This window comes from Agrobacterium tumefaciens, assembly GCF_005221385.1.
Taxonomy (GTDB): domain Bacteria; phylum Pseudomonadota; class Alphaproteobacteria; order Rhizobiales; family Rhizobiaceae; genus Agrobacterium; species Agrobacterium tomkonis.
Genome location: NZ_CP039903.1, coordinates 1025379 through 1051308, shown reverse-complemented (window position 1 = coordinate 1051308; position 25930 = coordinate 1025379). Strand labels below are relative to the sequence as shown.

Below are 25930 nucleotides of genomic sequence, written 5' to 3'. Positions count from 1 at the left end.
CACGGAACATTAGATTTCCGCGGCGGTCATTCTGCATTTCGGTGTAAACGCAGCAAATATTCGCGCTCATTGAACGGATCGGCGCCGGAACGCTGGCGCGGAGGGGGCGGGTTATTCGTCCGCTCATAATGACTGAAGCAGGTTTCCATCGTCCCCATGCCGCTCGTCAATCCCGGCAACCTTTGCTGAACGCTTTGAACCGCCGCCGATGATATCGTCCCTTCGAGCGTTGCAACGCCGCCCGATATAATCGAGTTTCTCGTACTCCCACCTGATTTCGTCAGCAAAGTCATTATCGCTGTTACGTTCGTCGCAGGTATTTCAAGCTTGAAATGATCTATTGGCTCGCAAACGAAAGTTTGTGCTTGCCTGAGTGCCATTGCCAGAACCCACGGCGTCAACTGCCGAAAATCGGCAGCCGTGCTCGACGGCGAGCTTTGTTGAGCAGCCGTAATGGCAACATGACAATCTGTCACCTGCCAGCCGGATATGCCTTGCCGCAGTGTTTCGAATACGGTTTCCTCGACGGCGCGATAGAAGCTTGCAGGCATCTGGCCACCGTCCACCTCCAGCGCGAAGCTGTTTCCCGTTCCTCTGGATCGTGGCTCGATCCGCAAGCCGATGGTTGCGAGAAAGGGATTAGGCGCCTTGAAGATGGTCTGAAGCGCCTGCCCGCTGCCCGCCAACCTCTCCACACAGATAACCGTACTATCCTCAAATTCGGCGTCGATGCCGAAACCCGTCGATAATTCCGACTGGATGATTTCCTTTTGCACCTCGCCATAGAGAGATACGAAAACCTCGTTGGTCTCTTCGGTTCTTCGCAGCCCGATAAGCGGATCCTGCTCGGCGAGCTGGTTTAATGCCAACCACAGCGCGGCGCGATCAGAACGGCGGCGGACAAGTACACGCGTTTCAAGGGTAGGCGAAGCGAAATGATGTGCGCTGTCCATAATCGCATCCACGCCCACCCGGTCGCCGATCCGGGCGCTCGCGAGGCCGGAGACGCGGGCGATCTGACCGGCGATGAGACTATTGGAATGATAAACACGACCACCTTCGAACAGATGTATCCCGGTAATTCTTTCCGGCCCCTGCGGCAGAGGCAGATATTGCCGAAGCTGAACCGTTCCGGATGAAAGATGCAGATATGACAGCTTTTCACCACCCCATCCGCGCTCGATCTTGAATATTCTTCCCGATATTTCCCCCTCTGGATCGGGGTGACGACCGGGTAACATTTCCGAGATAGCCGATATCAGGGCCGGCAAGCCGGCGCCCGTCATTGCGGCGCCTGCGAAAGCCGGATGCACCAAACCACGTGCGGTCTGATGCGAAAGCGACAACATCAGCTTCTCAGGCTCGATATCGCCGGATGTCAGAAGATAGTCCCGCAGCAGTTCGTCATCATTCTCGGCAAGAATTTCGCAAAGCACGGAGAAGAAAGGCTCGCAGGTCGCATCTGCTGCCGCCACGCTCACAAGCTTGCCGCCTGCGCCAGCAATAGTGGACATCGGGATCGGGCGAACCTTCAACTGATCGGCAAGGTCCTTGAGGACGTCTTCATAACGCGCTCCCGGACGGTCAACCTTGTTGATGAAGAATAAGAACGGAACCGAAAGGCGTTGCAGTGCCCGTATCAGTACTCTTGTCTGGGCCTGCACGCCTTCAACAGCCGAAACAACGACCGCGGCCGCGTCGAGCAGACCCAGCACACGATCGACCTCGGCGATGAAATCAGGGTGGCCGGGCGTATCAAGGAGATTGACGATGGTATCGCCGATATTGAAGGACACGACGGCGGCCCTGATCGTAATACCGCGTTGCCGCTCCAGTTCGAGGCTGTCCGTTTGTGTATTACCGGTGTCGACGCTGCCCAGCCTGTCGATAACACCGGTTTCAAAAAGAAGACGCTCCGTAAGGCTAGTCTTGCCTGCGTCCACATGGGCGAGGATGCCCAGATTCAAAGTGCGCATGATTCCTCAACTTCTCAGAAACTCCAACGTGATTTTCGTGAGAAGGGACTCGGCGCATCGGGACCTCTATTGGCTGGAAACCGAGACTAATCGCAACATCTCTGCCTGATAGCAGAGATGCGGAAGAATTTAAAACTGTGCCTGAATATCTGTCAAGGATTGCTATATCCGTATCTGCATCAAAAGCCGTCAACGGAAATGCGATAAAGCTCTGGCCCCCTTTGGCACGAGATGCCGCTGAGCTTGCCAGCATCTGTTCACCTCAAATCTCAAACGTACCCGATGCAACACGCACCGCATGGCCGCCGATGCGGGCGCGGGCGATTTCGCCGTCCTTGATGTCCATGCGCAGGTGGATGTGGGACGGTCGTTCCATTTCCACGCCCTGCTCAATGAGGAGCGGATAGTGGCCGTCGGTCAGGCCGTCGAAATGGTGGATGGCGCCGGAAAGGGCCGCAGCCGCCGAACCGGTGGCCGGGTCTTCCGAAATGCCCATATCTGGAGAGAACATGCGGGCATGGAACTTCGCCGCGTGGTTGACGCCGCCGCGACAGTAGATATAGGCCGCCGTCAGCAGCCCTTCCACCAGCGGTGCGGTGCGCAGCCACAGATTGGCGTCGAAATCCATGTCGCGCACGGCGGCGATATTGTGCAGGGGCACAGCCAGGAACGGCACACCCGCCGTCCAGATTGACGGCACGTGATTTTCAAAACCGAGATGGCCTTCGCTGACGCCCAGCGCGTCGGCAAGTGCGGTATGATCGAGCGGCAGCTCGACACGGGACGATTTGCGCGGCAGGTCGAATTCGGCGAAGCTGACAGCGCCGGCGCGCATCTTTACCGCACAACGGACAGGGCCCACCTTCTCTTCTAGCACGCAGACCATATCGACATCATCATCACCATCCTTGCGATTGCGCTCGGCGATGGCGACAGCAGCACCAACGGTCGGGTGTCCCGCAAAAGGCAATTCTCCTGATGGCGTGAAGATACGTAGCGAGGCCGCATGTGCCGGATTACCCGAGCGGTTGACGAAGACGGTCTCGGAAAGGTTCATTTCCCTGGCAATCGCCTGCATCGTGGCCTGATCGAGGTCATCGGCGTCATACATGACCGCCAGCGGGTTTCCCGCCATTCTGGTTTCGGTAAAGACATCATAGATATTGTAGTTCAGCACCAAATCCGTCTCCTGCCATTCATCCTACGGCCTGCTTTGCAGCAAACTGCATCAGGCCGCCCTGCATCGCAACCCTTGTCGAAGAGCGGAAATCAAGAAGCTGTGGAACGGTGCGGCGCAATGGCGCGGCGGGGGAACGTCTCCCTGCCCGAAAGGCCTTGTCGCCAACCGTCGTCTTCATGTACCAAGGATGCGTCTTGTGGCTTGTGATCGACCGTTTTTATCGACGTTTGAGGATTGCGAGCCGCTTCAACAGGTTACAGCATCGTTTGCAAGCCTTCTCAGGTCTGCGCCGTTGTCGAGGGAAGCGGATGTCGCATTCTAACTTTTCACTGTCCTTCGTCGCCTCCGCAACCGAGGAAGCGCAGACGGCGATGGAGGCGCTGAAGGGCGTTTACGGCAACACGCCGTTTGAAGAAGCGGAAGTCATCGTGGCGCTGGGCGGTGACGGCTTCATGCTGCAAATCCTCAACGAAACGATGAATTCCGGCAAGCGCGTCTATGGCATGAACCGGGGATCGGTCGGCTTCCTGATGAATGATTATCGGGTGGAAGGTCTGCTCGAGCGTATTGCAGTGGCAACCGGCAATGATTTTCATCCGCTGCGCATGACAACGACGGATTCGGATGGCGATGAGTTCACGGCCCTTGCCATGAACGAGGTCAGCCTGTTCCGCCAATCCCATCAGGCCGCGAAGCTTCGTGTCGAGGTGGATGGCAAGGTGCGGCTGGAAGAGCTGATCTGTGATGGCATGATGGTGGCGACGCCGGCAGGGTCCACCGCCTACAATTTTTCCGCCCATGGGCCGATCCTGCCGCTGGAATCACCACTGCTGGCGCTCACCCCCGTCAGCGCGTTTCGCCCGCGGCGCTGGCGCGGCGCGCTTTTGCCGAATAAGGTGACGGTCGACATTCACGTTCTGGAACGGGATAAACGCCCGGTGAATGCGGTGGCTGACCATACGGAGGTGAAATCCGTTCGTCATGTTCGGATCGCACAATCGCAGGACAGGACGGCGAGGATTCTCTCGGATCCGGACCGTTCGTGGTCAGACCGGGTTCTTGCCGAACAGTTCAACAATTGACGCTAACTATTCATAACGGCCATGCAACTTAGAAAATCGATCCTCGCTGCCCTCATTCTCGCCAACGCCGTGCTTCCCGCACGGGCGCAGACAGCGGCGATCGATACGCTACCTGTTTCCGCGATCTTCGTTGTCAGCAGCGGCATGTGGGAAGATCGAAACCTGGAGCCGCGGGAAGGCGCTGACGGCCAGTTGCGGCCACCGCCGGCATCGCCCACGCGTGGCTATTACAAGGTGATTGCCATCCGCCAGGGCGACGGGACGGCCAAGATTTACCTGCAGCGCATCGCCTTTACGGCGGATGGACCAAATCTCCTCGAAAATGTCGAGCTGGAGGAGTTCAACCAGATGAAATCCTATGTCACGGATGTTCGTCCCGAAAGCTCGAACGGCGCATCGGATTCGCCCGGCCTGTTTGTCACCGTCTATCTGAAAACAGACCCGATGGCCAAGGAAGCCGAAAGCTGGACGATCCTCATCGATGAGCTTGGCGAGATGAAGATAGAGAAAGCCTCAAACTGAGGGCTATATATCAAGCGCATGCGGCCCGGCCAGAACCGCGCCGAAATGATGTTTCCATAGCCTTGCACCAAGTTCACCGCTGCGGTCGAGGCTGGAGCCGACCGTCAGCCACGGCAATAGCGTGGGGTGCAGCCCCGCATCGAACAGGGCAAAACCAGCTGCCAGTACGCAGGTGTCAGCCTGAATGCCGCAGACCAGCACCCTTTCAGGCTTCAAGGAAAAGACATGGTCCATCGCCGCCTTCGGCGGTGCATAACCGTGCTTGATGAATATTCGATCAGCGGCGACGAGCGATTCATCATCCCTGCCCGGTTTCCAGCCCAGTTGCCGCTCGAAAGGCGTAACACTCTCATCATGTCGCTCGACGGTGGCTATGCTGGGCATCGTAGTTGCGAGTGAAGATATCTCCGCCACCAGCGCTGCTGGTGGATTGAAGCTCGGCTGAACGTCAACGATGTAGAGCACCTGTTTCACGCATATCCTCCAACGAAAAACCCCTCGCAATGGACCTGCGAGGGGCAATTTCTCGATTGACGCACCTGGCGCGTCTTAATCGATATCCGACACTTCCACGTCCGCGCCACCGCTGATGCGATGCGCGAGAGCAGCTTCCATGAATTCGTTCAGATCACCGTCCAGCACGTTGCCGGGCGCGGTGCTTTCAACGCCGGTGCGCAGATCCTTGACCAGCTGGTAAGGCTGCAGAACGTAGGAACGGATCTGGTGACCCCAGCCGATATCGGTCTTGGAGGCCGCCTGTGCGTTGGCCGCATCTTCCCGCTTTTGCAGTTCCACTTCATAGAGGCGGGCGCGCAGCATGTCCCACGCCTTGGCGCGGTTCTTGTGCTGCGACCGTTCCTGCTGGCAGGCAACCGCAATACCGGTCGGGATGTGCGTGATGCGCACGGCCGAATCCGTCGTGTTGACGTGCTGGCCGCCAGCACCTGACGAACGATAGGTATCGATACGGCAATCGCTTTCGTTGATGTCGATCTGGATCGAATCGTCGACCACCGGATAGACCCAGACGGAAGAGAACGATGTGTGGCGACGCGCATTGCTGTCATAGGGCGAGATGCGCACAAGGCGGTGCACGCCCGATTCCGTCTTCAGCCAGCCGAAAGCATTGTGGCCCTTGACAAGAATCGTCGCGGATTTGATGCCAGCCTCTTCGCCGTCGTGAACTTCCAGCACCTCAACCTTGAAGCCTTCGCGGTCGGCCCAGCGGGTATACATGCGCAGCAGCATGTTCGCCCAATCCTGGCTTTCCGTGCCGCCAGCGCCGGAATGCACTTCGAGATAGGTGTCATTGCCATCAGCTTCGCCTGACAGCATGGCTTCCACCTGACGGCGGTTCGCCTCGTTCTTCAGCGCCTTCAGGGAGTCTTCGGCGTCCTTGACGATCTCGTCGTCGCCTTCCATCTCGCCGAGTTCGATCAGCTCGATATTGTCCTTGAGCTGCTGCTCAAGCGCCTTGACGCCGCTGATGCTGTCATCCAGCTGCTGGCGCTCGCGCATCAGCTTCTGGGCCTCGGAGGCGTCGTTCCAGAGGGTCGGGTCCTCTGCCTTGTTGTTCAACCAGTCCAGTCGTCTTATCGCCTGGTCCCAGTCAAAGATGCCTCCTCAGCAGGCTTATGGCCTGCTTGATTTCGTCGACTACGTTCACGATTTCATTGCGCATTTCGCTGGTTCTTCGCCTTCATTGAAACTTGTTGCTCAAATAAATGCGGGGGGCGCGGATGTAAAGACCCGCGCCCCCCGATGATCCCGGAACTGGTGTCAATAAAGACCGCCGCCACCGCCGGTGATGGCCTGCTGCGCCTGCGGCGAGGTCTTTAGAATATCTTCCTGAGACATGTAGTTTTCCGCGCCGATGACCGAGAAGCTGTCGGCCGGGCCGGTGCCGGGCTTGAAGGCTTCCATGATGGTGTCCGGTTGCCCCTCCTCCGCCGCCATGCCTGTCTTGCGGTTGACGGCGACGAAGTTCATGCCGGCAGGCACGATGAACTTGCTCGGCTCCAGATGCTTGGCTGCATCGGCGATGAACTCACCGAAGATCGGTGCCGACAGCGAACCGCCCGTGCCGCCGCGACCGAGCGGTGCGGGTGAATCGAAGCCGATATACAGGCCGGCAACCATGTCCGGCGTATAACCGACGAACCAGGCGTCCTTTTCATCATTGGTGGTGCCCGTCTTGCCGGCAACCGGCAGATCGACCTTGATCTTGCCAGCCGCCGTACCGCGCTGCACGACACCCTCCAGCATGGAAGTCGTCTGGTAAGCGGTCATCGGGTCGAGAACCTGTTCACGATTATCGACGATGACGGGCTCGTCCTGGTTCTGCCAGCTGGTGGCATTGCAGCCCTCGCAGGCACGCTCCTCATGACGGAAGATCGTCTTGCCGTAACGGTCCTGAATGCGGTCGATCAGCGTCGGCTTGATCTGCTTGCCGCCATTGGCAATGACCGAATAGGCCGAGACCATACGCATGACTGTCGTTTCACCCGAACCGAGCGACATGGCCAGAAGCGGCGGCATCTTGTCATAGATGCCGAAGCGTTCGGCATATTCCGCCACCAGATTCATGCCCATGTCCTGTGCGAGACGCACGGTCATGAGGTTACGGGATTTTTCGATGCCTAGACGCAGGGTCGAAGGACCGGCGGAACCCCCGCCGTAATTCTGCGGCTTCCAGACCTGACCGCCGGAAACCACCTCGATCGGCGCGTCGAGAATGACCGATGCCGGGGTATAACCATTGTCGAGGGCCGCCGCGTAGATGAACGGCTTGAAGGAGGAGCCCGGCTGGCGCATTGCCTGCGTGGAACGGTTGAATTCCGATTGCGCGTAGGAGAAGCCGCCCACCATGGCCAGAACACGGCCGGTATGCGGGTCCATCACCACCATGCCGCCCTGCACTTTCGGTGGCTGGCGCAGGCGATATTCATTGCCGGAATTGGCAAGCGGCTGCGCATAGATCACATCGCCTGCCGCCACGACACCCACCGGCGACTTGGCAGTCGCCTTTTTGCCGGTCGCATCGCGATAGGCCCAGCGCATGTTTTCAGCGGAGATATGGCCGCGCGTGCGCTTGTCGCCATCTTCGGTTTCCGTGTCCGGCTGCACACCGATATCGATGCCATCGGCCGCAACGGCGAGGACCACGGCGACCTTCCATTCGGGAACGTCACGCAGGCCCTTGACCTTGGCGAGCGCCGCTGTCCAGTCGCCGGCCGTCTCGATCTTTTCGACAGGTCCGCGGAAACCGCGACGCTCGTCATATTGCACCAGACCATCCTGAAGCGCCTTGCGCGCCTCCGCCTGAATCTGCGGATCGAAAGAGGTGCGGACCGAAAGCCCGCCTTCGAGAAGCGCTTCCTCACCGTATTTCTCGACGATCTGGCGGCGGACTTCCTCGGCGAAATAGTCGGATGCGAAGATATGCGCGCCGCCGCGGCGCAGATTGACGCCAAGCGGCTGCTTTTTCGCATCCGTGGCATCCGCAACAGTGATGTAGCCGTTTTCGGCCATACGGTCGATTACCCAGTCGCGGCGCTCCAGAGCCGCCTTTTCGCGACGGATGGGATGGTAATTGGCCGGACCCTTCGGCAGCGAAGCAAGATAGGCGGTCTCAGCAATCGTCAGTTCCGTCACCGATTTATTGAAATAGGTGAGTGCCGCACCGGCAATGCCGTAGGAATTCAGGCCAAAGAAAATCTCGTTGAGATAAAGCTCGAGAATCTTGTCCTTGGAATAGGTCTGCTCGATGCGAAAGGAGAGAATGGCTTCCTTGAGCTTGCGGTCGATGGTCTGGTCGTTGGTCAGCAGGAAGTTCTTCGCCACCTGCTGGGTGATGGTGGAAGCGCCGACAGGACGACGGCCGGAGCCGAAATTCTGGATATTGACGAGAATGGCGCGGCCAAGACCGAAGATATCCACACCCGGGTGATTGTAGAAATTCTTGTCTTCCGCCGAAAGGAAGGCCGCCTTCACCCGGTCGGGGATGGCCTGGATCGGCAGGAACAGGCGTTTTTCATGGGCGTATTCCGCCATCAACGCACCGTTGCCGGCATGCACGCGGGTCGTTACCGGCGGCTCATAGGTGCTCAGAACTGCGTAATCCGGCAGGTCCTTCGTCACGCCGTGCAAATAAATCGCACCGACGACGGCGGCGCACAGGAAGAGCACGCTGGCCAAGCCGAAAAAATATCCAATCAGTCTGATCATACCAAGCTACCGATAATTCGAATCGTAACCATCAACGCCCGACGATATACGGGCGCATCCTTGCATATCGCGTGCCGTTTTGCACACCATACCTTCGATGACAAGCCGGATACGGCAGCATTCGCTGATATGTTACCGGGCCAACTGCCGCATATCGCGCTTCTGCCGCTGTGCGGATCGCCACCGAATCCGCTTCCGAGTAACGCGGGGAATGTGAGTAAAATAGGGCTTGCGGCTGTTAATCCTCCGCAACGCCCAAGAATTGAACAGCTTTTTGGCTGCAATCGGCACGGCGGCAACAGTGTTGTCGCGGCGCCGCCCCGTGTTTCAACCGCCGTTTGCCATGGCCTTGGCGCGGTATCGCCCCACTGCCGTCGCCAGCCTATCGCCAACCTTATTGCGCCATTCGGTATCGAGAAGCAGCTTTTCATCTTCCGGATTGGAGAGGAAACCCAGTTCCAGCAGCACCGATGGCACATCATGGGCGCGCAGCACCATGAAACCGGCGTAACGATGTGGATTATTGATGAGGCCGACCTGCCCCTCGAAGGAGGAGACGATGTTTTCCGCCAGCGTCACCGAAAAGGCCTGGGTTTCACGACGGGTGAAATCAAGCAGAATATCGGCGACTTCCGGCGGCTCGGCGGAGACAGCCACACCGGCGATCTGATCGGACTTGTTTTCGCGCTCCGCCAGCTCCTGCGCCTGCCGGTCCGAGGCCCGGTCGGACAATGTATAAACGGTCGCGCCTCGAATGCCCTTCTGCTTCAGGGTGTCGGCGTGGACTGAAATGAACAGGTTGGCATTGTTCTGCCGGGCGATCGTCACCCGTTCGGACAAGGCAAGAAACGTATCGGAATCACGGGTCAGGAACGCCTTGATGCCCGGTTCGCGGTTCAGCCGTTCCACGAGTTCCCTGGCAAAGGTCAATGTGATGACCTTCTCTTCCGTGCCGGTCGCCCCGCCTGTCGCACCGGCATCGATGCCACCATGGCCGGCATCGACCGCGATAACGAATTCCGCCTGCCGCGCCGTCTTGTCGCCGGGTGTGATGGCCGCGGTGGTAACCGGTGCCGGCGTCTGCCATTGCTGGGTCTTCACCAGCTCGGCGAATTTGGCCTTGGTGGTGATTTCCGTATCCAGCACGAAACGGAAAGCTGCGCCATCTTCGCCCTTTTTCGTTTCGGCCACCGCCACCTGCACCGGTTTTTTCGCGGTCAGCACGATACGGGCGCTGTTCTGGCCCATGCTGCCAAAGCGGATATCCGAAAAAAGACCTGACGGTTTGAGGTCGGATGCCGGAAAGGCGAAATTCACCGCCGGAAAATCGACGACGATGCGGGCCGGCGAATCGAGATAGTGAACATCGAATTCCGGCTCTTCGGCGAAATCGAGAACGATGCGGGTGCGCGCCTCGTCGCCAATGATGCGCGCCTGACTGGCGATAAGCGGTTCAAGCGCAAATGCCTGCGGAACGCCCCAGAGGATGGTGACGGCCGAAAGGAAGACCGGAACGACGAGGGCACGCGCAAGCCGCGCGATTCGCACGCCAAGCGGCCCTGCCCCACCTGATATCTCTGCGCTGCGCGTGAAATTCATGGTCTTCAAGAAATTCCGTATTTCAGTCATTTTCGATAAATGGAGCGGAAAAGCACCGGGAACGGCACTGTTTCGACCACGCCGGACGTTTGTTTGCGCGTTTGCGCCCCACAATCGCAGGCCTTGGTGAACCAATTGTTAACCCGGAAATTCCACCAACAATATGGCATATTTAGCCACCCTATTGCTATTATGACAGAGAAAACATACAACAAGGATGAGGGTTAAAAGTGTTGACGGGATAGATGCCCGCCGGCTGCCAATCGAAAAAGACGCTGGCGCTGCAAAACGGGCAATCATCTGCCGTCGTTACATTTATCCTGAAACTGGATCAATTCCGGCCGTGGCCGGAGACCTACCCGGTGGCCCTACCACCGCTGCTCTGAGGAGAGCAAATTCATCGGACCCCAAGGGGTCTATATATTATTGTCGTTCCGCCTGGCCAATGATGTCGCAGCAGTTTTCACATGAACCGGATACCAGGAGCAGGCCAAGCGCCTCGCCGTCGGTCCGGATGCTGCCAGTTTACAGAGGCCCGGCTGGAGACTTCATTTCCGGCACATCCTTGCACTCATATGAAAGGCCCGTCCGTATGGCGGGCCTGTTCTCGTATAAAACAAGGCTGCGCCGAGGAGCACAGCTTACATGGCAGACAAAATGCTTATCGACGCCTCCCACGAAGAGGAGACACGCGTAGTCGTTGTCCGTGGGAACCGGATCGAAGAATTCGATTTCGAATCGGAGCACAAGAAACAGATCCGCGGCAATATCTACCTTGCCAAAGTGACGAGGGTTGAACCCTCGCTTCAGGCGGCCTTCGTCGATTACGGTGGAAATCGCCACGGCTTTCTCGCCTTTGCGGAAATCCATCCGGACTATTACCAGATTCCGCTTGCCGACCGTCAGGCTCTGCTGAGGGCCGAAGCCGAGGATCATCGTCGCAGCGACGACTTCGAATCGGCAGATGCGCCCGAGCCCGGTGCACCGGCAATCGACCTTTCGCAGGTTGATCAGCCCGATGTCGGCATCGTCGCCGCAAGCGAAACCACCGAAGTCGTTGTTACGGAAGAGGCTACGCCAGCGACTGCAGCCGAGGAAGTCTCCGAAGAGACTGCGGTTGCAGCCGTCGAAACCGTTGCTGAAGAAGCGCCGGCCGAGGAAGAAAAGCCGAAGAAGCGCGTTCGCCGCCCCCGTGCCAAGAAGAAGACAGCTGAAGAAATCGCGGCCGAAGCCGCTGATGCCTCTTCCGAGGACGACGGCAGCACCGGCGGCGAGATGGCCGCGATGGTCGATGCCGATACGATTTCCGAAGAAGTCGAAGGCCTTCGTCGCGGCAATGACGATGATGATGACGACGATGATGACGATCATCACGAAAAGGAAGTGATCGAATCCGTCGGCGCCGAAGACGCCATGGAAGAGGTTCCCGATCGCGTTGCCCGCAAGCCGCGCAAGCAGTATCGCATCCAGGAAGTCATCAAGCGCCGCCAGATCCTTCTGGTGCAGGTCGCCAAGGAAGAACGCGGCAACAAGGGTGCCGCACTCACCACCTATCTGTCGCTTGCCGGCCGTTATTCCGTGCTGATGCCGAATACGGCGCGTGGCGGCGGTATTTCCCGCAAGATCACCCAGCCGACAGACCGCAAGCGCCTGAAGGAAATCGCGCGCGATCTGGAGGTTCCGCAGGGCATGGGCGTCATTCTGCGTACCGCAGGCGCCAACCGTACCCGCGTCGAGATCAAGCGCGACTTCGAATATCTGATGCGCCTGTGGGAAAATGTCCGCACGCTGACGCTGAACTCCACGGCCCCCTGCCTCGTTTACGAGGAAGGCTCGCTCATCAAGCGTTCGATCCGCGATCTCTATAACAAGGATATCGGCGAGATCATCGTTTCCGGCGAAGAAGGCTATCGTGAAGCAAAAGACTTCATGAAGATGCTGATGCCGAGCCACGCCAAGGTGGTTCAGCCTTACCGCGACATTCACCCGATCTTCTCGCGCTCCGGCATCGAAGCCCAGCTCGACCGGATGCTGCAGCCGCAGGTTACACTGAAATCCGGCGGTTACCTCATCATCAACCAGACGGAAGCGCTGGTTTCCATCGACGTCAACTCCGGCCGTTCGACCCGCGAGCATTCCATCGAGGAAACCGCGCTGACGACGAACCTGGAGGCGGCCGAAGAAGTGGCGCGCCAGCTGCGCCTACGCGACCTTGCCGGTCTTGTCGTCATCGACTTCATCGACATGGAAGAAAAGCGCAACAACCGCGCTGTCGAAAAGAAGCTCAAGGATTGCCTGAAGAACGACCGCGCACGCATCCAGGTCGGCCGCATCTCGCATTTCGGCCTGCTGGAAATGTCGCGCCAGCGCATCCGCGCTTCGGTGCTGGAATCGACCACACAGGTCTGCCAGCATTGCGGCGGCACGGGCCATGTGCGTTCGGAATCCTCCATCGCGCTGCATGTTCTGCGCGGCGTCGAGGAATATCTGCTGCGCAACACCACGCACAACATCACCGTGCGCTGCACGCCGGAAACGGCACTTTACCTGCTCAACCACAAGCGCGGCACGATCGTCGATTATGAAGGCCGCTTTGGCGTGTCGATCATCATCGCCGCCGATTCCAGCGTCGGTGCGCAGCATTTCGCCATCGACCGCGGTGAAGCCGTCGAAAATCCGGTGAAGATCGAAAGCCTCATCCAGATGCTTCCGAACTTCGTGGAAGAGGAAGACGACTTCGTCGCCGAGGTGGAAGAGGACGAGGAAGAGGAAGAAATCGTCAAGGCGCAGGCTGGCGAACCGCGTCAGCAGCAGCAGGGCGAAAACGGTGAAGATGGCAAGCGCAAGCGCAAGCGTCGCCGCCGTCGTCGTGGCAAGGGCGGACAGAACGACCAGAACGGCGCTCTTGATGCACAGGCCGGCGACGACGCCGATGATGCTGAAGGTGACGACGACAGCGCCGAAGCCGATGACACCGATGGTGATGCCGACGAAAACGGCGTGAACGAAGCCGCAAACTCCGACGAAGACGGCAAGCGCAAGCGCCGCCGCCGCGGCAAGCGTGGCGGCCGCCGCAACCGTGACGAGGCTCTTGATGCTGCAGGCGACGAAGGCGAGACGGAAGGTGAAGGCGAAGAGGTTTCCGCCGCAGCGCCCGTAACCGAAGAGCCTGCCGCCGCCGACGTGGTGGAAGGCGTGGTTGCCGACGTTGTGGCTGAAGAAGCGCCGAAGAAGCCGCGCCGCACCCGCAAGGCGAAAGCCAAGACCGAAACCGAAGACGCGCCGAAGGCTGAAACCGTCGAAACGATCGAGCCGGTGATCATCGAGCCGGCAGTCGTTGAAGCGACCGTCGTCGATGTCGCCATCGAAGAGGCGGGTGAAGCTTCGGCCGATCTGGCGCCTGAAGCAGACGCACCGGCGACGGAAGAAAAGACCCGCGCGAACCGGGGCAGCAATGTTTCCAGTTCGGAACCGGTGGTGACCTCTTCGGGTTCGTCCGCGAACAATCCCGACGGCGATGAGCCGAAGCCGCGCAAGGGCGGCTGGTGGCAGCGCAAGGGCTTCTTCTGATAGAAGCGACTAAACAAAAAGCCCGCAACCATGTTGCGGGCTTTTTGCTTTTGAGGAGCACTTCTCTCGCGTCATCCTCGCCCTTGAGGCGAGGATCCCTGACCGGTTGCAGACATTAATCCTTGCCTCAGGGGCGAGGATGGCGACGATGTGGAGAGAGGCCCGGAACTACCCAACGCGAGCGCCATATAAGGGCACTTTTGCCGTCGGCGTAGACACCGTTTGTTATGCCTGAACCCTCACACAGACCGCGTCAGTCCGCCATCGACGCGGATATTCTGACCGGTGATGTACCCTGCCCCCTCAGATGCGAGGAACGCCACGGTGGCGGCGATCTCCTCGCTTTTCCCATAACGCTGCATCGGCACGCCCTGACGGCGTTCTTCCGTGGCAGGCAGGCTGTCGATCCAGCCGGGCAGGACGTTGTTCATGCGCACATTGTCGGCCGCATAGGTATCGGAAAAAATCTTGGTGTAGGAGGCAAGGCCGGCGCGGAAGACGGCCGATGTCGGGAACATGCTGCTCGGCTCGAAGGCCCAGGCGGTGGAGATGTTGACGATCGCGCCCGCCTTCTGCTTCACCATGACCGGAGCGATAATCCGTGTCGGGCGGATGACGTTCAGCAGATAGACGTCGAGACCCGTATGCCATTGCTCGTCGGTAATATCGAGGATGGAGGCGCGCGGGCCATGCCCGGCGCTGTTGACCAACACATCGATACGGCCGAATTTTTCGAGCGTCAGATCCGTGAGGCGCTGGAGATCGTCATTGGACTGGTTGGAGCCGGTGACGCCGATGCCGCCCAGTTCCTGCGCCAGCGCTTCCCCTTTCCCCGAAGACGACAGGATCGCGAGCTTGTAGCCGTCCGCGGCCAGACGTTTCGCCACGGCGGCACCCATGCCGCTGCCACCCGCCGTTACAATAGCCACTTTTTCTGCCGACATCGTTTTCTCCATTTCCAATCCGGTGAACCGCCGCGTAGCGATCCTTCTCCATGCTTGAACCGCCTCATCTATAGCGGGTTTCGGAAACAAGTTCGAACCAGAAAGCCTTGGGTCCGCGTGAAGAAAAACTGATGCTGGCGGCGTGTCAGCGCGGCACTTCCACATCCGCCGAATGAACGTATCTGCTGTCCGGCGGAGCCTCCTCCCTCTCCCGCAGACCGTAGTCGCGCATCACATAGGCGATACGCAGGCGGTAATTGGAAAAGACGCCGGAGCGTCCCATGGCCTGCGCTGCGCGATGCGGCGCGGTGTTGCGCCATGCCTTCACCGCCTCCTCATCCCGGAAGAACGACAAAGAGAGCATCTTGTCAGGATTGCTGATGCTCTGAAACCGCTCAACCGACACGAAGCCATCAATGGTTTCCAGTTCAGAGCGCAGGCTGGCGGCGATATCAAGATAATGCTGTTTCTCGCCCTCGGCCGGAAAGACCTCGAAGATGACGGCGATCATCATTCACCTCCGGCATGGGGAGCGGAGGCAAGCCGCAGGAAAAGCCTGTCCTCACGACGGATGAATTGCTCGCGGCGGGCGAATTCATAATTCTCGCGCCCTGCCGGGTCGGCGGCGAGCCGCGCCCTGTAGGCCTCGTATGCGGCGAGGTTTTCAATATTGTAGACACCGTAAGCGATCGTGCTCGATCCCTCCTTCGGCGCGTAATAACCGATGAGATCGGCCCCGCAGCGCGGTATCACCTCTCCCCAGCTGCGGGCATATTGGTCGAAGGCGTCGACCTTGAAAGGGTCGATCTCGTAACGAATGAAACAGGTCAACATCGTCTTTCTCCTCGTGTTTCTGTCCCTCCTGTTTAAGCCATTGCCTCACGTCAATGCTTCGGCTATCATCGAACTATGAAAGACGGACCCCTGATCGCCAATGTCGCCGCCCTGATCGGCGACCCTGCCCGCGCCAACATCTTGACGGCGCTGATGGATGGACGCGCGCTGACGGCAAGCGAGCTTGCCGAGGCCGCCGGTGTCACCCTGCAGACCGCCAGCGGGCACCTGTCGAAACTCTCCGATGCCCAGCTGCTGAAGGCGGAAAAACAGGGGCGTCATCGTTATTTCCGTCTTTCCGACGAGGATGTGGCGCAGGTTCTGGAAGCATTGATGGGACTTGCCCAGCGCACCGGCGCGGTGCGTGTCCGCACCGGACCGAAGGACAAGGCGCTGCGGGAAGCGCGCATCTGTTACGATCATCTGGCCGGGGAAAGCGGCGTGGCACTGCTTGCGGCCATAACCGCGAACGGGTTCGTGACGCAGGGTGACGATCCCGTGCTGACGGATAGCGGACGCGACTTTTTCTCCAGCTTCGGCATCGATCTTTCGCCGCTCGAAAAAGCACGCCGCCCGGTCTGCCTGCATTGCCTGGACTGGAGCGAGCGCCGGCATCACCTCGGCGGCGGGCTTGGCGCATCGCTGCTCGACGCCATGCGTGAGCGCGACTGGCTGCGGCGCGGAAATGGCCGCGTGCTGACCTTCACGACAAAGGGTGAAAAGGCGTTCAACAGCACCTTCGGCTGCACGCCCGCCTGATCCCGTGTGAGCTGACTTATTTCAGCCAGCCGGCAATGCGTCCCACCGCCTCGGCGATGTCAGACACCGAGCCCGCATAGGAAATGCGGAGTGCGCGGTGGCCCTCCTCCGGGTCGAAATCCATGCCCGGCGTCGCCGCCACGTCGATTTCCGCCAGCATGCGCCTGGCGAAATCCATGCTGTCATTGGAAAAGCGGCTGGTATCGACATAGGCGTAAAACGCCCCATCCATGGGCGACGCCAGCGGCAGGCCGATTTCCGGCAGGCGCGCCATCAGGAAATCGCGGTTGGTGCGATAGCTTTCCCTGTAGACATCCAGTTCCTCCGCCGCAGAAAAGGCTGCGGTCGCGGCAAGCTGCGACAGTTCCGGCGGTGAGATATATAGGCTCTGGGCCAGACATTCGACCGGGCGGACCAGATTTTCGGGCAGCACCATCCAGCCGATGCGCCAGCCGGTCATGCAGTAATATTTCGAGAAAGAATTGATGATCACCGCACTATCGGTGATTTCAAGCGCGCTCGTCTCTTCGCCGACAAAGGTGAGGCCGTGGTAGATCTCGTCGGAGATGAAAGCCATGTCGCGGCTTTCGCAATAGCTGGCGAGCCGTTTCAGCGCGTCGCGGCCGGTGACGGTGCCGGTCGGATTGGCCGGGCTTGCCAGAAGCACGCCTTTCAGCTTGCAGCCGGCTTTGGCTTCCGCCCGTTCCAGACTGGCGGGCGTCAGCGTATAGCCGGTTTCGGCCGTAACCGGCACTTCGACCACATTCAGGCCGAGTGCCTTCAGAATATTGCGATAGGCCGGATAACCGGGCCTTGCGATCGCGACATGATCACCCGCGTCGAAGAGGCTGAGGAAGGCGAGATTGAAGGCGGCGGAAGAACCTGTCGTTACGGCAATGCGGGCCGGATCGATAGCCACCTGATGGCGCAGCCGGTAATGGCCGGCAATCGCTTCCCGCAATTCACGCAGGCCCAGCGCGTCGGTATAACCGATGCGCCCGTGCTTCAGCGCGGCCTCAGCCGCCTCGAGCGACGCCTTCGGCGCTGGATGGGAGGGCTGTCCAACAGCCATGGAAATGACGGGGCGCCCCGCCTGCCTGCGCCGGTTCGCTTCCGCCAGGATATCCATGGCGTGAAAGGGTTCGACTGCGCTCCGCTTCGACATCGTAATCAAGGGCATGCTCTTTCCTGAACCGTATTTCGCAGACTTGCCGCAGAATCACAATCTTCACAATCATGCGACCATAATGCGGACAACTATTTTTGCCGTATGGCATTTGGCTTAAAGTAAGGTAATTGCCATCATGATATTCATGAAGCACTGACCGCACAGTAATGAGGACCGATATGGCGCATCTTCTCCGTTCAACCCTTCTCGCCAGCGTGACGGCCCTTTCGACGGTTTTCGCGTCTCTGCCCGCTCATGCTCTGGATGCCGAGCAGAAAAAGGAAATGGGCGAATTCATCAAGCAATATCTGATCGAGAACCCCGAGATCATGCTTGAGGTTCAGGACGCGCTTGAACGCAAGCAATATGCGGCCCGTAACGCCAAGGCGGCAGAAGCCGTTGCCGACAACAAGAAGACCATCTTCGAATCGAAATACGATCTGGCGCTCGGCAATCCGGATGGCGATGTGACGCTGGTCGAGTTCTTCGACTATAATTGCGGTTACTGCAAACGCGCCATGGGCGATATGGACGCAATTTTGAAGGGCGACAAGAAGGTGCGCGTCGTCCTCAAGGAATTTCCCATCCTCGGGCCGGAATCGGTTGCCGCTCATCGCGTTTCCAATGCCGTGAAACTGCTTGCTCCGGCCAAGTACCCCGAATTCCAGCGCACCCTGCTTGGTGGTCGCGGGCGCGCGAACGAGGACAGCGCCATGGAAGTCGCCACCGCGCTCGGCCTCAAGGAAGCCGACATCCGCAAGTCGATGGCGGAAAACCCCAATGACGCGCAGGTGCAGGAAACGTACAAGCTGGCAACCAGCCTCGGCATTACCGGAACACCGTCCTATATCGTCGGCGACGAGGCGGTTTTCGGTGCTGTTGGTGCGGACCCGCTGAAGGAAAAAATCGCCAATATGCGCAGCTGTGGAAAAGCCACCTGCTCGTGATTTTTAGAGCGGTGGGCGATAAATCGGAATCGGTCCCGCCGCTCCAAGTTTTTGTTCGAACATCGGATTGTCTGAAAACCGCAAGACACTTTTCGGTCGGATGCTTAAAAAAGCCCCTGCATTCCCTGTGAGATGCCGGGCAAGCCGGCGCTTTCCGGCTTGCGGGGGCTTTTCCTTGGCGGCTGCGCAGTCTATAGCTGTCGCTGATTTTCTTATGGAAACTTGAATGAGCAATATCATCATCGTCATCAACGGCCCCAATCTCAACATGCTGGGAAAAAGGGAACCGGGTATCTATGGTGGCAAGACGCTGAAGGACATCGAGAATGATTGTCTTCAAGCCGGTGCCGATCTCGGTTTCGCAGTGGAATTCCGCCAGTCCAACCACGAAGGCGTGCTTGTGGACTGGTTGCACGAGGCGGGTGAGCGGGCGGCAGGCGTCGTCATCAATCCCGGCGCTTACAGCCACACCTCTATCGCGTTGCATGACGCTATTCGTGCGATTTCCACGCCTGTCGTGGAAGTGCATATTTCCAACATCCACGCCCGCGAAGAGTTCCGTCACAAATCGATGGTATCACCTGCAGCGAAGGGCATGGTCTGCGGTTTTGGACCATACGGATATATCATGGCGCTTCACGCGCTGAAAAACATCACGGCATAAAAAGAAACAAAGAATAGGGTTTGTCATGTCTGAAAAGAAACAGGGTATCGACAAGGAACTGATCCGCGAGCTCGCGAATATCCTCAACGACACCGACCTTTCGGAAATCGAAGTGGAGCAGGACGACCTGCGCATCCGCGTTTCCCGCGCTGCGCCGCCCGCCCCGGTTTACGCGGCGCCCGCCCCTTACGCCGTGCCGGCAGCTGCTCCCGCCGCGGCACCGACAATCGCCGCGCCGGCAGCACCTGCGGCCTCCGCAGCACCGGCCCGCAACCCGGCCAACACCGTTTCCTCGCCGATGGTCGGCACTGTCTACCTGTCGCCTGCTCCGGGCGCCCGTCCCTTCATCGAAGTGGGCGCGACCGTCAAGGAAGGCCAGACCATCCTCATCGTCGAAGCCATGAAGACCATGAACCAGATTCCGGCTCCCAAGTCCGGCAAGGTCGTGGAAATCGTCGTCAACGACGCACAGCCCGTGGAGTATGGCGAAGCCCTCGTGGTCATCGAATAAAGGCGGTTCAGCATGGTTTCGAAGATCCTCATAGCCAACCGTGGCGAGATCGCGTTGCGTGTCCTGCGTGCCGCAAAAGAGCTTGGCATTCCGACTGTCGCCGTGCACTCCACGGCCGACGCGGATGCGATGCATGTGCGCCTTGCCGACGAAAGCGTGTGCATCGGCCCGCCGCCCTCGCGTGACAGCTACCTCAACATCCACCAGATCGTTGCGGCCTGCGAAATCACCGGTGCGGACGCCGTTCATCCCGGTTACGGCTTCCTGTCGGAAAATGCCAAATTCGCCGATATTCTCGACGCGCACGGCATCACCTTCATCGGGCCGACCGCCGAACATATCCGCATCATGGGCGACAAGATCACCGCCAAGCAGACGGCGCAGGAACTCGGTATTCCCGTGGTTCCCGGCTCCGACGGTGAAGTGAAGCCTGAAAACGCGCTCGAAATCGCCCGGACGATCGGTTTCCCGGTCCTCATCAAGGCGACGGCGGGCGGCGGTGGTCGCGGCATGAAGGTGGCGAAGACCGAAGCCGATCTGGAAGAGGCGGTTGCGACTGCCCGTTCCGAAGCGGCAGCCGCCTTCGGCAACGATGCCGTCTACATGGAAAAATACCTCGGCAAGCCGCGCCATATCGAAGTGCAGGTTTTCGGCGATGGTGAAGGCAATGCCGTTCACCTTGGGGAGCGCGATTGCTCGTTGCAGCGCCGCCACCAGAAAGTGCTGGAAGAAGCCAATTCGCCGGCGCTGACGGTCGAACAGCGCATGAAGATCGGCGAGATTTGCGCCGACGCCATGCGCAAGCTGAAATATCGTGGTGCCGGCACCATTGAGTTCCTGTATGAAAATGGCGAGTTCTATTTCATCGAAATGAACACCCGTCTGCAGGTGGAGCACCCGGTAACGGAAGCGATCACTGGCATGGATCTCGTGCAGGAGCAGATCAGGGTCGCTTCGGGCCAGGGTCTGTCGGTCACGCAGGCGGATATCGAATTCCATGGCCATGCCATCGAATGCCGTATCAATGCCGAGGATCCGCGCACCTTCGTTCCCTCGCCGGGCACGCTGACCTATTTCCACACGCCGGGCGGGCTTGGCGTGCGCGTCGATTCGGGCGCATATCAGGGCTACAAGATCCCGCCCTATTACGACAGCATGATCGGCAAGCTGATCGTTCACGGTCGTGACCGTGACGAGTGCATCCGTCGTCTGCGTCGGGCGCTGGACGAATTCGTCGTCGATGGCATCAAGACCACGCTGCCGCTTTTCCAGGATCTTCTCCAGAATGAGGATATTCTGAACGGCGATTACGATATTCACTGGCTGGAAAAATATCTGGCCGGTGACGCGTCTCACTAAGACGATATGGCTGGGCGGCGCAGCAGAAATAACGGCATAACAGTCGATATTCTGCTGCGCGCCTATTCCGCCGGCCTTTTTCCCATGGCCGATTCGGCTGATGATCCGGAGCTTTTCTGGGTTGAGCCGGAGATACGCGGCATCATCCCGCTCGATGATTTTCACGTCTCCAAAAGCCTTGCCAAGGCGATTCGCAAGAAGCCGTTCGACATACGCTTCAACACCGCCTTCGAAGCTGTCATGGCTGGCTGCGCTGCCGCAGCGCCGGACAGGCCGAGCACCTGGATCAACGCCACCATTCGCAAGCTCTACACCGAACTGCACCAGATCGGCCATGCCCACAGCGTCGAGGCTTGGGAAGGCAAGGAACTTGTCGGCGGGCTTTACGGCGTGTCGCTCGGGGCGGCCTTCTTCGGCGAAAGCATGTTTTCCCGTCGCACCAACGCCTCGAAGATTTGCCTCGTGCATCTGGTGGAGCGGCTGAAGGCAAGCGGCTTTGTGCTACTCGACACACAATTCACCACCGAACACCTCAAGACATTCGGGGCCATCGATGTGCCGAAGCAGGACTATGCAAAAATGCTAGACCTTGCCGTCAACCGGCCGAGCCTGCAATTCTGAAGACTTTACGTAAAGTTATTTGCTTGCCGTTGAGGGAGCCGGAACTTCCGAGTCCTGCTTGCAGCCCGTCAGCCAGACGTCATAGATCGGGTGCTCAACGGCGTTGAGGCCTGGGCTGTCGGCGAACATCCAGCCGGTGAAAATCCGCTTGATCTTGCGGTCGAGGGTGATTTCATCGACCTCGACAAAAGCGTCGATCTTCTGGGTTTCCGTCTGGTCGCGGGAATAACAGACCTTTGGCGTCACCTGAAGCGCGCCGAATTGCACCGTCTCGTCGATATAAACATCAAAGGATGTGATGCGGCCGGTGATCTTGTCGATGCCGGAAAACACCGCAACGCGGTTTTCCAGACGGGCGGCGGAGACGGGTGAAATGAGGATGGCAGCAGAGACCGCAGCAAACAGCGACACTGTCAGCGCACGCAAAGAACGATCCCGCGTGATTTTCCTCATACGATATGTCTCCAAATATTTGCCTGTGTCGAGACGCCGACCGGATCAACGCGTAAGGGCGGAATGTGGCAAAAACCGGTGAGGCCGAATATCAGCGCGGTGTTTTGCACAACACCGCGCATCACAATGGCTCAGTTGCCGGGTGTCCAGGCGTCGTAGTCGCCGGTCACGCGCGGCCGCTCGCCGGCAACAGCCAGCGACCCTTGAGGGCGATAGGCCTTCGACGTGCCGGTGTGGTTCGGCTGATGCGGCTTCTGCCAGTCGCGCGCGACGTAGCTTTCCTGACTTGGCGGCACGTCGGTGCGGTAATGCATCCAGCCATGCCAGCCCGGCGGAATGGCTGAGGCTTCCGCGTAACCATTATAGATCACCCAGCGGCGCGGCATGCCCCAGGAAGTGGTGCCGCCTTCGTAATAAGTATTGCCCAACTCATCCTGTCCGACTTTCTTGCCAAAACGCCAGGTGTGAAACCGCGTTCCGATCGTCTGGCCGTTCCACCAGGTGAAGATTTGCGTCAGGAGAGTCTTCATTATCCGTTCCTCGGGCTTGAATGCGCTGCAGCGATTTTAAATCGCACGGCACAAGACATGCTTATGCCGCCCCTCACGGCAATTGTCCAGCATTTCGAGATATATCCGCGCTATTTCAGCTTCATCCTGAAGCCTGAATGCCGCTTCTCAAAACCCAGCCGCTCATAGAAGCGATGCGCATCCAACCGGGCCATGTTGGAGGTGAGCTGCGCGGCGTTCAGGCCCTGACGTCGGGCTTCCTCAAGGCAATAATTGATCATCACCGCGCCGATGCCCCGTCCGCGCATGTCAGACCGTGTCTGTACCGCCTCGATCACCATGGACTTCGCCCCTCGCCCGACAAGCTTGGTGAGGATGGCCGTCTGGAAGGTGCCGACCACCTCGCCATCCAGTTCCGCCACATAGAGTGTTTCGCTTGGCGATGCTGCAATGGCGCGGAAGGCCGCGAGATAGTCGGGCTGCGCCGATTCGTCAGCGGTGTCGCCGTGGCCGCCGATCTCGTCGGCGGCAAAAATGGCGGCGAGCGCCGGGAGATCGTCTTCGCGCGCCGTGCGGATGATCAGCTTCTGCAATGTCTCATTCATCGTTTCAGGCTCTTTTCCATAACGATGCCGGGCAGCCCCTCGATGCCCGCCATGCGCTCGATTCGGTCCACCTCGACAAATCCGACGCCTTCATAAAAGGCGATTGCGACAGTATTTTTAGGCTCGACTTCCAGCCGCATGATTTCCGCATCCGGAAAACAGGTTTCGAGTTCGGCGAAAAGATCGCGGCCAACACCCTGACGCTGAAGGTCGGGCGCCACATAGAGCTGGTGCAGCAGGGCCGTCTTCGCCATCTTGGTGGACATGGAGCCATAGGCCATGCCGCCGATCCGCTTGCCGTCATCCGCCACCAGAAACTCGCCGCCCTTTTTCTCGACCCGGTCCTTCATGGCCTGCGGCGAGTGCCATGCGGCAATCAGTTCGTTCACCTTGTCCGCGCCGTAAATCACGTCGTAGGTCGCGTGCCAGGTCGTCGCGAGCAGGGTGCGAACCGGCTCAATGTCACGCAGGCTTGCCGTGCGGATGAAAAACATGATTTGGCTCCGTCTTGAAACAGAAATGCCGGGCGTTGATCCCGGCAGAAGTGATGTCAGTCCTCTGTGCCCGACATCATCCTCGGGCTTGTACCACTGTGTGGTTTAATCGGGAATAATCCGGGCTAAAACTTATTACTTCCGTCATGCCGGACTTGATCCGGCATCCAGCCGCCGTGCGTCTGCGCGGCGAAAGGAGTCTTTTCAGCCCAACGACTTGGGCTGGCTGGATACCGGCTCAAGGCCGGTATGACGGAACCTCTATGCCGTTACCCGAGCACGATGCATGCTTCCTTGTCACTCTTCCTCGATACCGAGCTTGGCCTTCACCAGCGCCTGCACCGCCTGCGGGTTGGCCTTGCCGCCCGTCGCCTTCATGACCTGACCGACGAACCAGCCGGCGAGCGTCGGCTTCGCCTTGACCTTTTCGACCTGATCCGGGTTGGCGGCGATGATATCATCCACGGCCTTTTCAATGGCGCCGGTATCGGTCACCTGCTTCATGCCGCGGGCCTCGACGATTTCAGCCGGATTGCCGCCCTCGTTCCAGACGATCTCGAACAGATCCTTGGCGATCTTGCCGGAAATGGTCTCGGCCTTGATAAGATCGATGATGCCGCCGAGCTGTTCCGGCGAAACCGGCGTCGTCTCGATATCCTTGCCAAACTTGTTGAGCGCGCCGAGAAGGTCGTTGATGACCCAGTTGGCGGCGGCTTTCGGATCGCGGCCGGCAGCGACAGCCTCGTAATAATCGGCAATCGCCTTTTCCGAAACGAGGATCGAGGCGTCATAGACCGACAGGCCAAGATCGGCCACGAAACGCGCCTTCTTGTCGTCGGGCAGTTCCGGCAGATCGACCTTCAGCGCTTCGACGAAAGCATCGTCGAATTCGAGCGGCAGCAGGTCCGGATCGGGGAAATAACGATAGTCATGCGCATCTTCCTTGGAACGCATGGACCGCGTTTCGCCCTTGCCGGGGTCGAACAGGCGGGTTTCCTGATCGATGGCACCACCATCTTCCAGAATGGCGATCTGGCGGCGCGCCTCATATTCGATGGCCTGGCCGACGAAGCGGATAGAGTTGACGTTCTTGATCTCGCAGCGCGTGCCGAAACCTTCGCCCGGACGACGCACGGAGACGTTGACGTCGGCGCGCATCGAGCCTTCGTCCATGTTGCCGTCGCAGGTGCCGAGATAACGCACGATGGAGCGCAGCTTGGTGAGATAGGCCTTCGCCTCATCCGAGGATCGCATGTCGGGCTTGGAGACGATTTCCATCAGCGCCACGCCAGAACGGTTCAGGTCCACGAAGGACATGGTCGGGTGCTGGTCGTGCATGGACTTGCCGGCGTCCTGCTCCAGATGCAGGCGCTCGATGCCGATCTCGATATCCTCGAAATTGCCCTGACGGTCCGGCCCGAGCGAAATGGTGATGATGCCTTCGCCGACAATCGGGTCCTTGAACTGCGAAATCTGGTAGCCCTGCGGCAAGTCCGGATAGAAATAGTTCTTGCGGTCGAAGATCGAACGGTTGTTGATCTTCGCCTTCAGGCCAAGACCGGTACGCACCGCCTGTTTGACGCATTCCTCGTTGATGACGGGGAGCATGCCTGGCATGGCGGCGTCCACCAGCGACACGTTGGCGTTCGGCGCATTGCCGAAGGTGGTGGAGGCACCGGAAAACAGCTTGGAATTGGAGAGAACCTGCGCATGGACTTCGAGGCCGATCACGATTTCCCAATCGCCGGTGGCGCCGGGAATGAAGCGTTTCGGGTCGGGGGTGCGCACGTCTACAAGGGTCATCTGAAGCTCACGATATACGGGTTCTTTGGCTTTGGTGGGTAGAACATATGGCGCGCGGGCGCAAGACATCTTGCGTCCTCTGACGCCACGCGCCGGATTTTCG

24 protein-coding genes are annotated in these 25930 nt (G+C 59.1%); 9 read left to right on the top strand and 15 right to left on the bottom strand.

What is annotated here, in order from left to right; all coding sequences use genetic code 11:
- Positions 1–26: 26 nt before the first annotated feature.
- Together CFBP6623_RS05280 and CFBP6623_RS05275 are read right to left on the bottom strand one after the other, a co-directional pair.
- Complete coding sequence (locus CFBP6623_RS05280; RefSeq protein ID WP_046800259.1) at positions 27–1976, bottom strand: elongation factor G; 1950 nt, start codon at positions 1974–1976, stop codon at positions 27–29.
- A 262-nt stretch (positions 1977–2238) separates the two neighbouring features.
- The gene (locus CFBP6623_RS05275) at positions 2239–3156 is read right to left on the bottom strand and encodes a PhzF family phenazine biosynthesis protein (RefSeq protein WP_046800260.1); all 918 of its coding nucleotides are present in this window, start codon (positions 3154–3156) and stop codon (positions 2239–2241) included.
- 308 nt (positions 3157–3464) lie between these two features.
- Between CFBP6623_RS05275 and CFBP6623_RS05270 the strand changes: the two genes are divergently transcribed.
- Together CFBP6623_RS05270 and CFBP6623_RS05265 are read left to right on the top strand one after the other, a co-directional pair.
- Positions 3465–4238 (top strand): NAD kinase, encoded by a 774-nt coding sequence (locus CFBP6623_RS05270; protein ID WP_046800261.1) that lies wholly within the window; start codon positions 3465–3467, stop codon positions 4236–4238.
- Between the two features lie 21 nt (positions 4239–4259).
- Positions 4260–4760: a hypothetical protein gene (locus CFBP6623_RS05265; RefSeq protein WP_046800262.1), complete on the top strand. Its 501-nt coding sequence runs from the start codon at positions 4260–4262 to the stop codon at positions 4758–4760.
- Between the two features lie 3 nt (positions 4761–4763).
- Here CFBP6623_RS05265 and CFBP6623_RS05260 read toward each other — a convergent pair whose 3' ends face one another.
- From CFBP6623_RS05260 to CFBP6623_RS05245, 4 genes are all read right to left on the bottom strand, one after another.
- Positions 4764–5234 (bottom strand): hydrolase, encoded by a 471-nt coding sequence (locus tag CFBP6623_RS05260; RefSeq protein ID WP_046800263.1) that lies wholly within the window; start codon positions 5232–5234, stop codon positions 4764–4766.
- A 75-nt stretch (positions 5235–5309) separates the two neighbouring features.
- Positions 5310–6441 (bottom strand): peptide chain release factor 2 gene (gene prfB, locus CFBP6623_RS05255; RefSeq protein WP_137002499.1). Its coding sequence is split into 2 segments (ribosomal slippage): positions 5310–6371 and positions 6373–6441, totalling 1131 coding nucleotides; the frame shifts between segments, so codons are not numbered across the junction.
- 98 nt (positions 6442–6539) lie between these two features.
- Positions 6540–8987 (bottom strand): penicillin-binding protein 1A, encoded by a 2448-nt coding sequence (locus CFBP6623_RS05250; RefSeq protein WP_046800265.1) that lies wholly within the window; start codon positions 8985–8987, stop codon positions 6540–6542.
- Between the two features lie 327 nt (positions 8988–9314).
- A complete protein-coding gene (locus tag CFBP6623_RS05245; protein ID WP_080842158.1) occupies positions 9315–10586 on the bottom strand; it encodes an N-acetylmuramoyl-L-alanine amidase in 1272 nt (423 codons plus the stop codon).
- A gap of 645 nt (positions 10587–11231) precedes the next feature.
- Between CFBP6623_RS05245 and CFBP6623_RS05235 the strand changes: the two genes are divergently transcribed.
- Positions 11232–14156, top strand: coding sequence for an Rne/Rng family ribonuclease (locus CFBP6623_RS05235; RefSeq protein ID WP_080842159.1), 2925 nt, complete (start codon positions 11232–11234; stop codon positions 14154–14156).
- Positions 14157–14395: 239 nt separating this feature from the next.
- On the opposite strand, the gene CFBP6623_RS05230 is transcribed toward CFBP6623_RS05235, so the two are convergent.
- The 3 genes from CFBP6623_RS05230 to CFBP6623_RS05220 form a co-directional block, all read right to left on the bottom strand.
- Positions 14396–15100 carry an SDR family oxidoreductase gene (locus tag CFBP6623_RS05230; protein ID WP_046800370.1) on the bottom strand — a complete coding sequence of 235 codons (705 nt, stop codon included), beginning with the start codon at positions 15098–15100 and terminating at the stop codon, positions 14396–14398.
- A gap of 145 nt (positions 15101–15245) precedes the next feature.
- Positions 15246–15611: an antibiotic biosynthesis monooxygenase family protein gene (locus CFBP6623_RS05225; protein WP_046800268.1), complete on the bottom strand. Its 366-nt coding sequence runs from the start codon at positions 15609–15611 to the stop codon at positions 15246–15248.
- Complete coding sequence (locus CFBP6623_RS05220) at positions 15611–15934, bottom strand: NIPSNAP family protein (protein WP_046800269.1); 324 nt, start codon at positions 15932–15934, stop codon at positions 15611–15613. The genes CFBP6623_RS05225 and CFBP6623_RS05220 overlap by 1 nt, the downstream gene beginning before the upstream one ends.
- Before the next feature lie 75 nt (positions 15935–16009).
- Between CFBP6623_RS05220 and CFBP6623_RS05215 the strand changes: the two genes are divergently transcribed.
- Entirely contained in the window at positions 16010–16693 is a 684-nt protein-coding gene (locus CFBP6623_RS05215) for an ArsR/SmtB family transcription factor (RefSeq protein WP_046800270.1), read from the top strand.
- Positions 16694–16709: 16 nt separating this feature from the next.
- On the opposite strand, the gene CFBP6623_RS05210 is transcribed toward CFBP6623_RS05215, so the two are convergent.
- Positions 16710–17867, bottom strand: coding sequence for a pyridoxal phosphate-dependent aminotransferase (locus CFBP6623_RS05210; protein ID WP_046800371.1), 1158 nt, complete (start codon positions 17865–17867; stop codon positions 16710–16712).
- A 173-nt stretch (positions 17868–18040) separates the two neighbouring features.
- Here CFBP6623_RS05210 and CFBP6623_RS05205 point away from each other — a divergent pair, with 173 nt between their 5' ends.
- The 5 genes from CFBP6623_RS05205 (at position 18041) to aat (ending at position 21963) form a co-directional block, all read left to right on the top strand.
- Positions 18041–18808: a DsbA family protein gene (locus CFBP6623_RS05205; RefSeq protein WP_046800271.1), complete on the top strand. Its 768-nt coding sequence runs from the start codon at positions 18041–18043 to the stop codon at positions 18806–18808.
- A 226-nt stretch (positions 18809–19034) separates the two neighbouring features.
- Positions 19035–19472 (top strand): type II 3-dehydroquinate dehydratase, encoded by a 438-nt coding sequence (aroQ, locus tag CFBP6623_RS05200; RefSeq protein WP_020012378.1) that lies wholly within the window; start codon positions 19035–19037, stop codon positions 19470–19472.
- 25 nt (positions 19473–19497) lie between these two features.
- Positions 19498–19983, top strand: a complete 486-nt coding sequence (gene accB / locus CFBP6623_RS05195; RefSeq protein WP_046800272.1) for an acetyl-CoA carboxylase biotin carboxyl carrier protein — start codon at positions 19498–19500, stop codon at positions 19981–19983.
- A gap of 12 nt (positions 19984–19995) precedes the next feature.
- Complete coding sequence (gene accC / locus CFBP6623_RS05190) at positions 19996–21342, top strand: acetyl-CoA carboxylase biotin carboxylase subunit (protein ID WP_006312619.1); 1347 nt, start codon at positions 19996–19998, stop codon at positions 21340–21342.
- A 6-nt stretch (positions 21343–21348) separates the two neighbouring features.
- Entirely contained in the window at positions 21349–21963 is a 615-nt protein-coding gene (aat, locus tag CFBP6623_RS05185; RefSeq protein WP_046800273.1) for a leucyl/phenylalanyl-tRNA--protein transferase, read from the top strand.
- 15 nt (positions 21964–21978) lie between these two features.
- On the opposite strand, the gene CFBP6623_RS05180 is transcribed toward aat, so the two are convergent.
- The 5 genes from CFBP6623_RS05180 to gatB form a co-directional block, all read right to left on the bottom strand.
- Entirely contained in the window at positions 21979–22416 is a 438-nt protein-coding gene (locus tag CFBP6623_RS05180) for a DUF2155 domain-containing protein (RefSeq protein WP_046800274.1), read from the bottom strand.
- A 131-nt stretch (positions 22417–22547) separates the two neighbouring features.
- A complete protein-coding gene (locus CFBP6623_RS05175) occupies positions 22548–22946 on the bottom strand; it encodes an NADH:ubiquinone oxidoreductase subunit NDUFA12 (RefSeq protein WP_046800275.1) in 399 nt (132 codons plus the stop codon).
- 110 nt (positions 22947–23056) lie between these two features.
- A complete protein-coding gene (locus CFBP6623_RS05170; RefSeq protein ID WP_046800276.1) occupies positions 23057–23530 on the bottom strand; it encodes a GNAT family N-acetyltransferase in 474 nt (157 codons plus the stop codon).
- A complete protein-coding gene (locus tag CFBP6623_RS05165; protein WP_046800277.1) occupies positions 23527–24024 on the bottom strand; it encodes a GNAT family N-acetyltransferase in 498 nt (165 codons plus the stop codon). The genes CFBP6623_RS05170 and CFBP6623_RS05165 overlap by 4 nt, the downstream gene beginning before the upstream one ends.
- 297 nt (positions 24025–24321) lie before the next feature.
- The gene (gene gatB / locus CFBP6623_RS05160; protein WP_046800372.1) at positions 24322–25827 is read right to left on the bottom strand and encodes an Asp-tRNA(Asn)/Glu-tRNA(Gln) amidotransferase subunit GatB; all 1506 of its coding nucleotides are present in this window, start codon (positions 25825–25827) and stop codon (positions 24322–24324) included.
- Between the last annotated feature and the right edge of the window lie 103 nt (positions 25828–25930).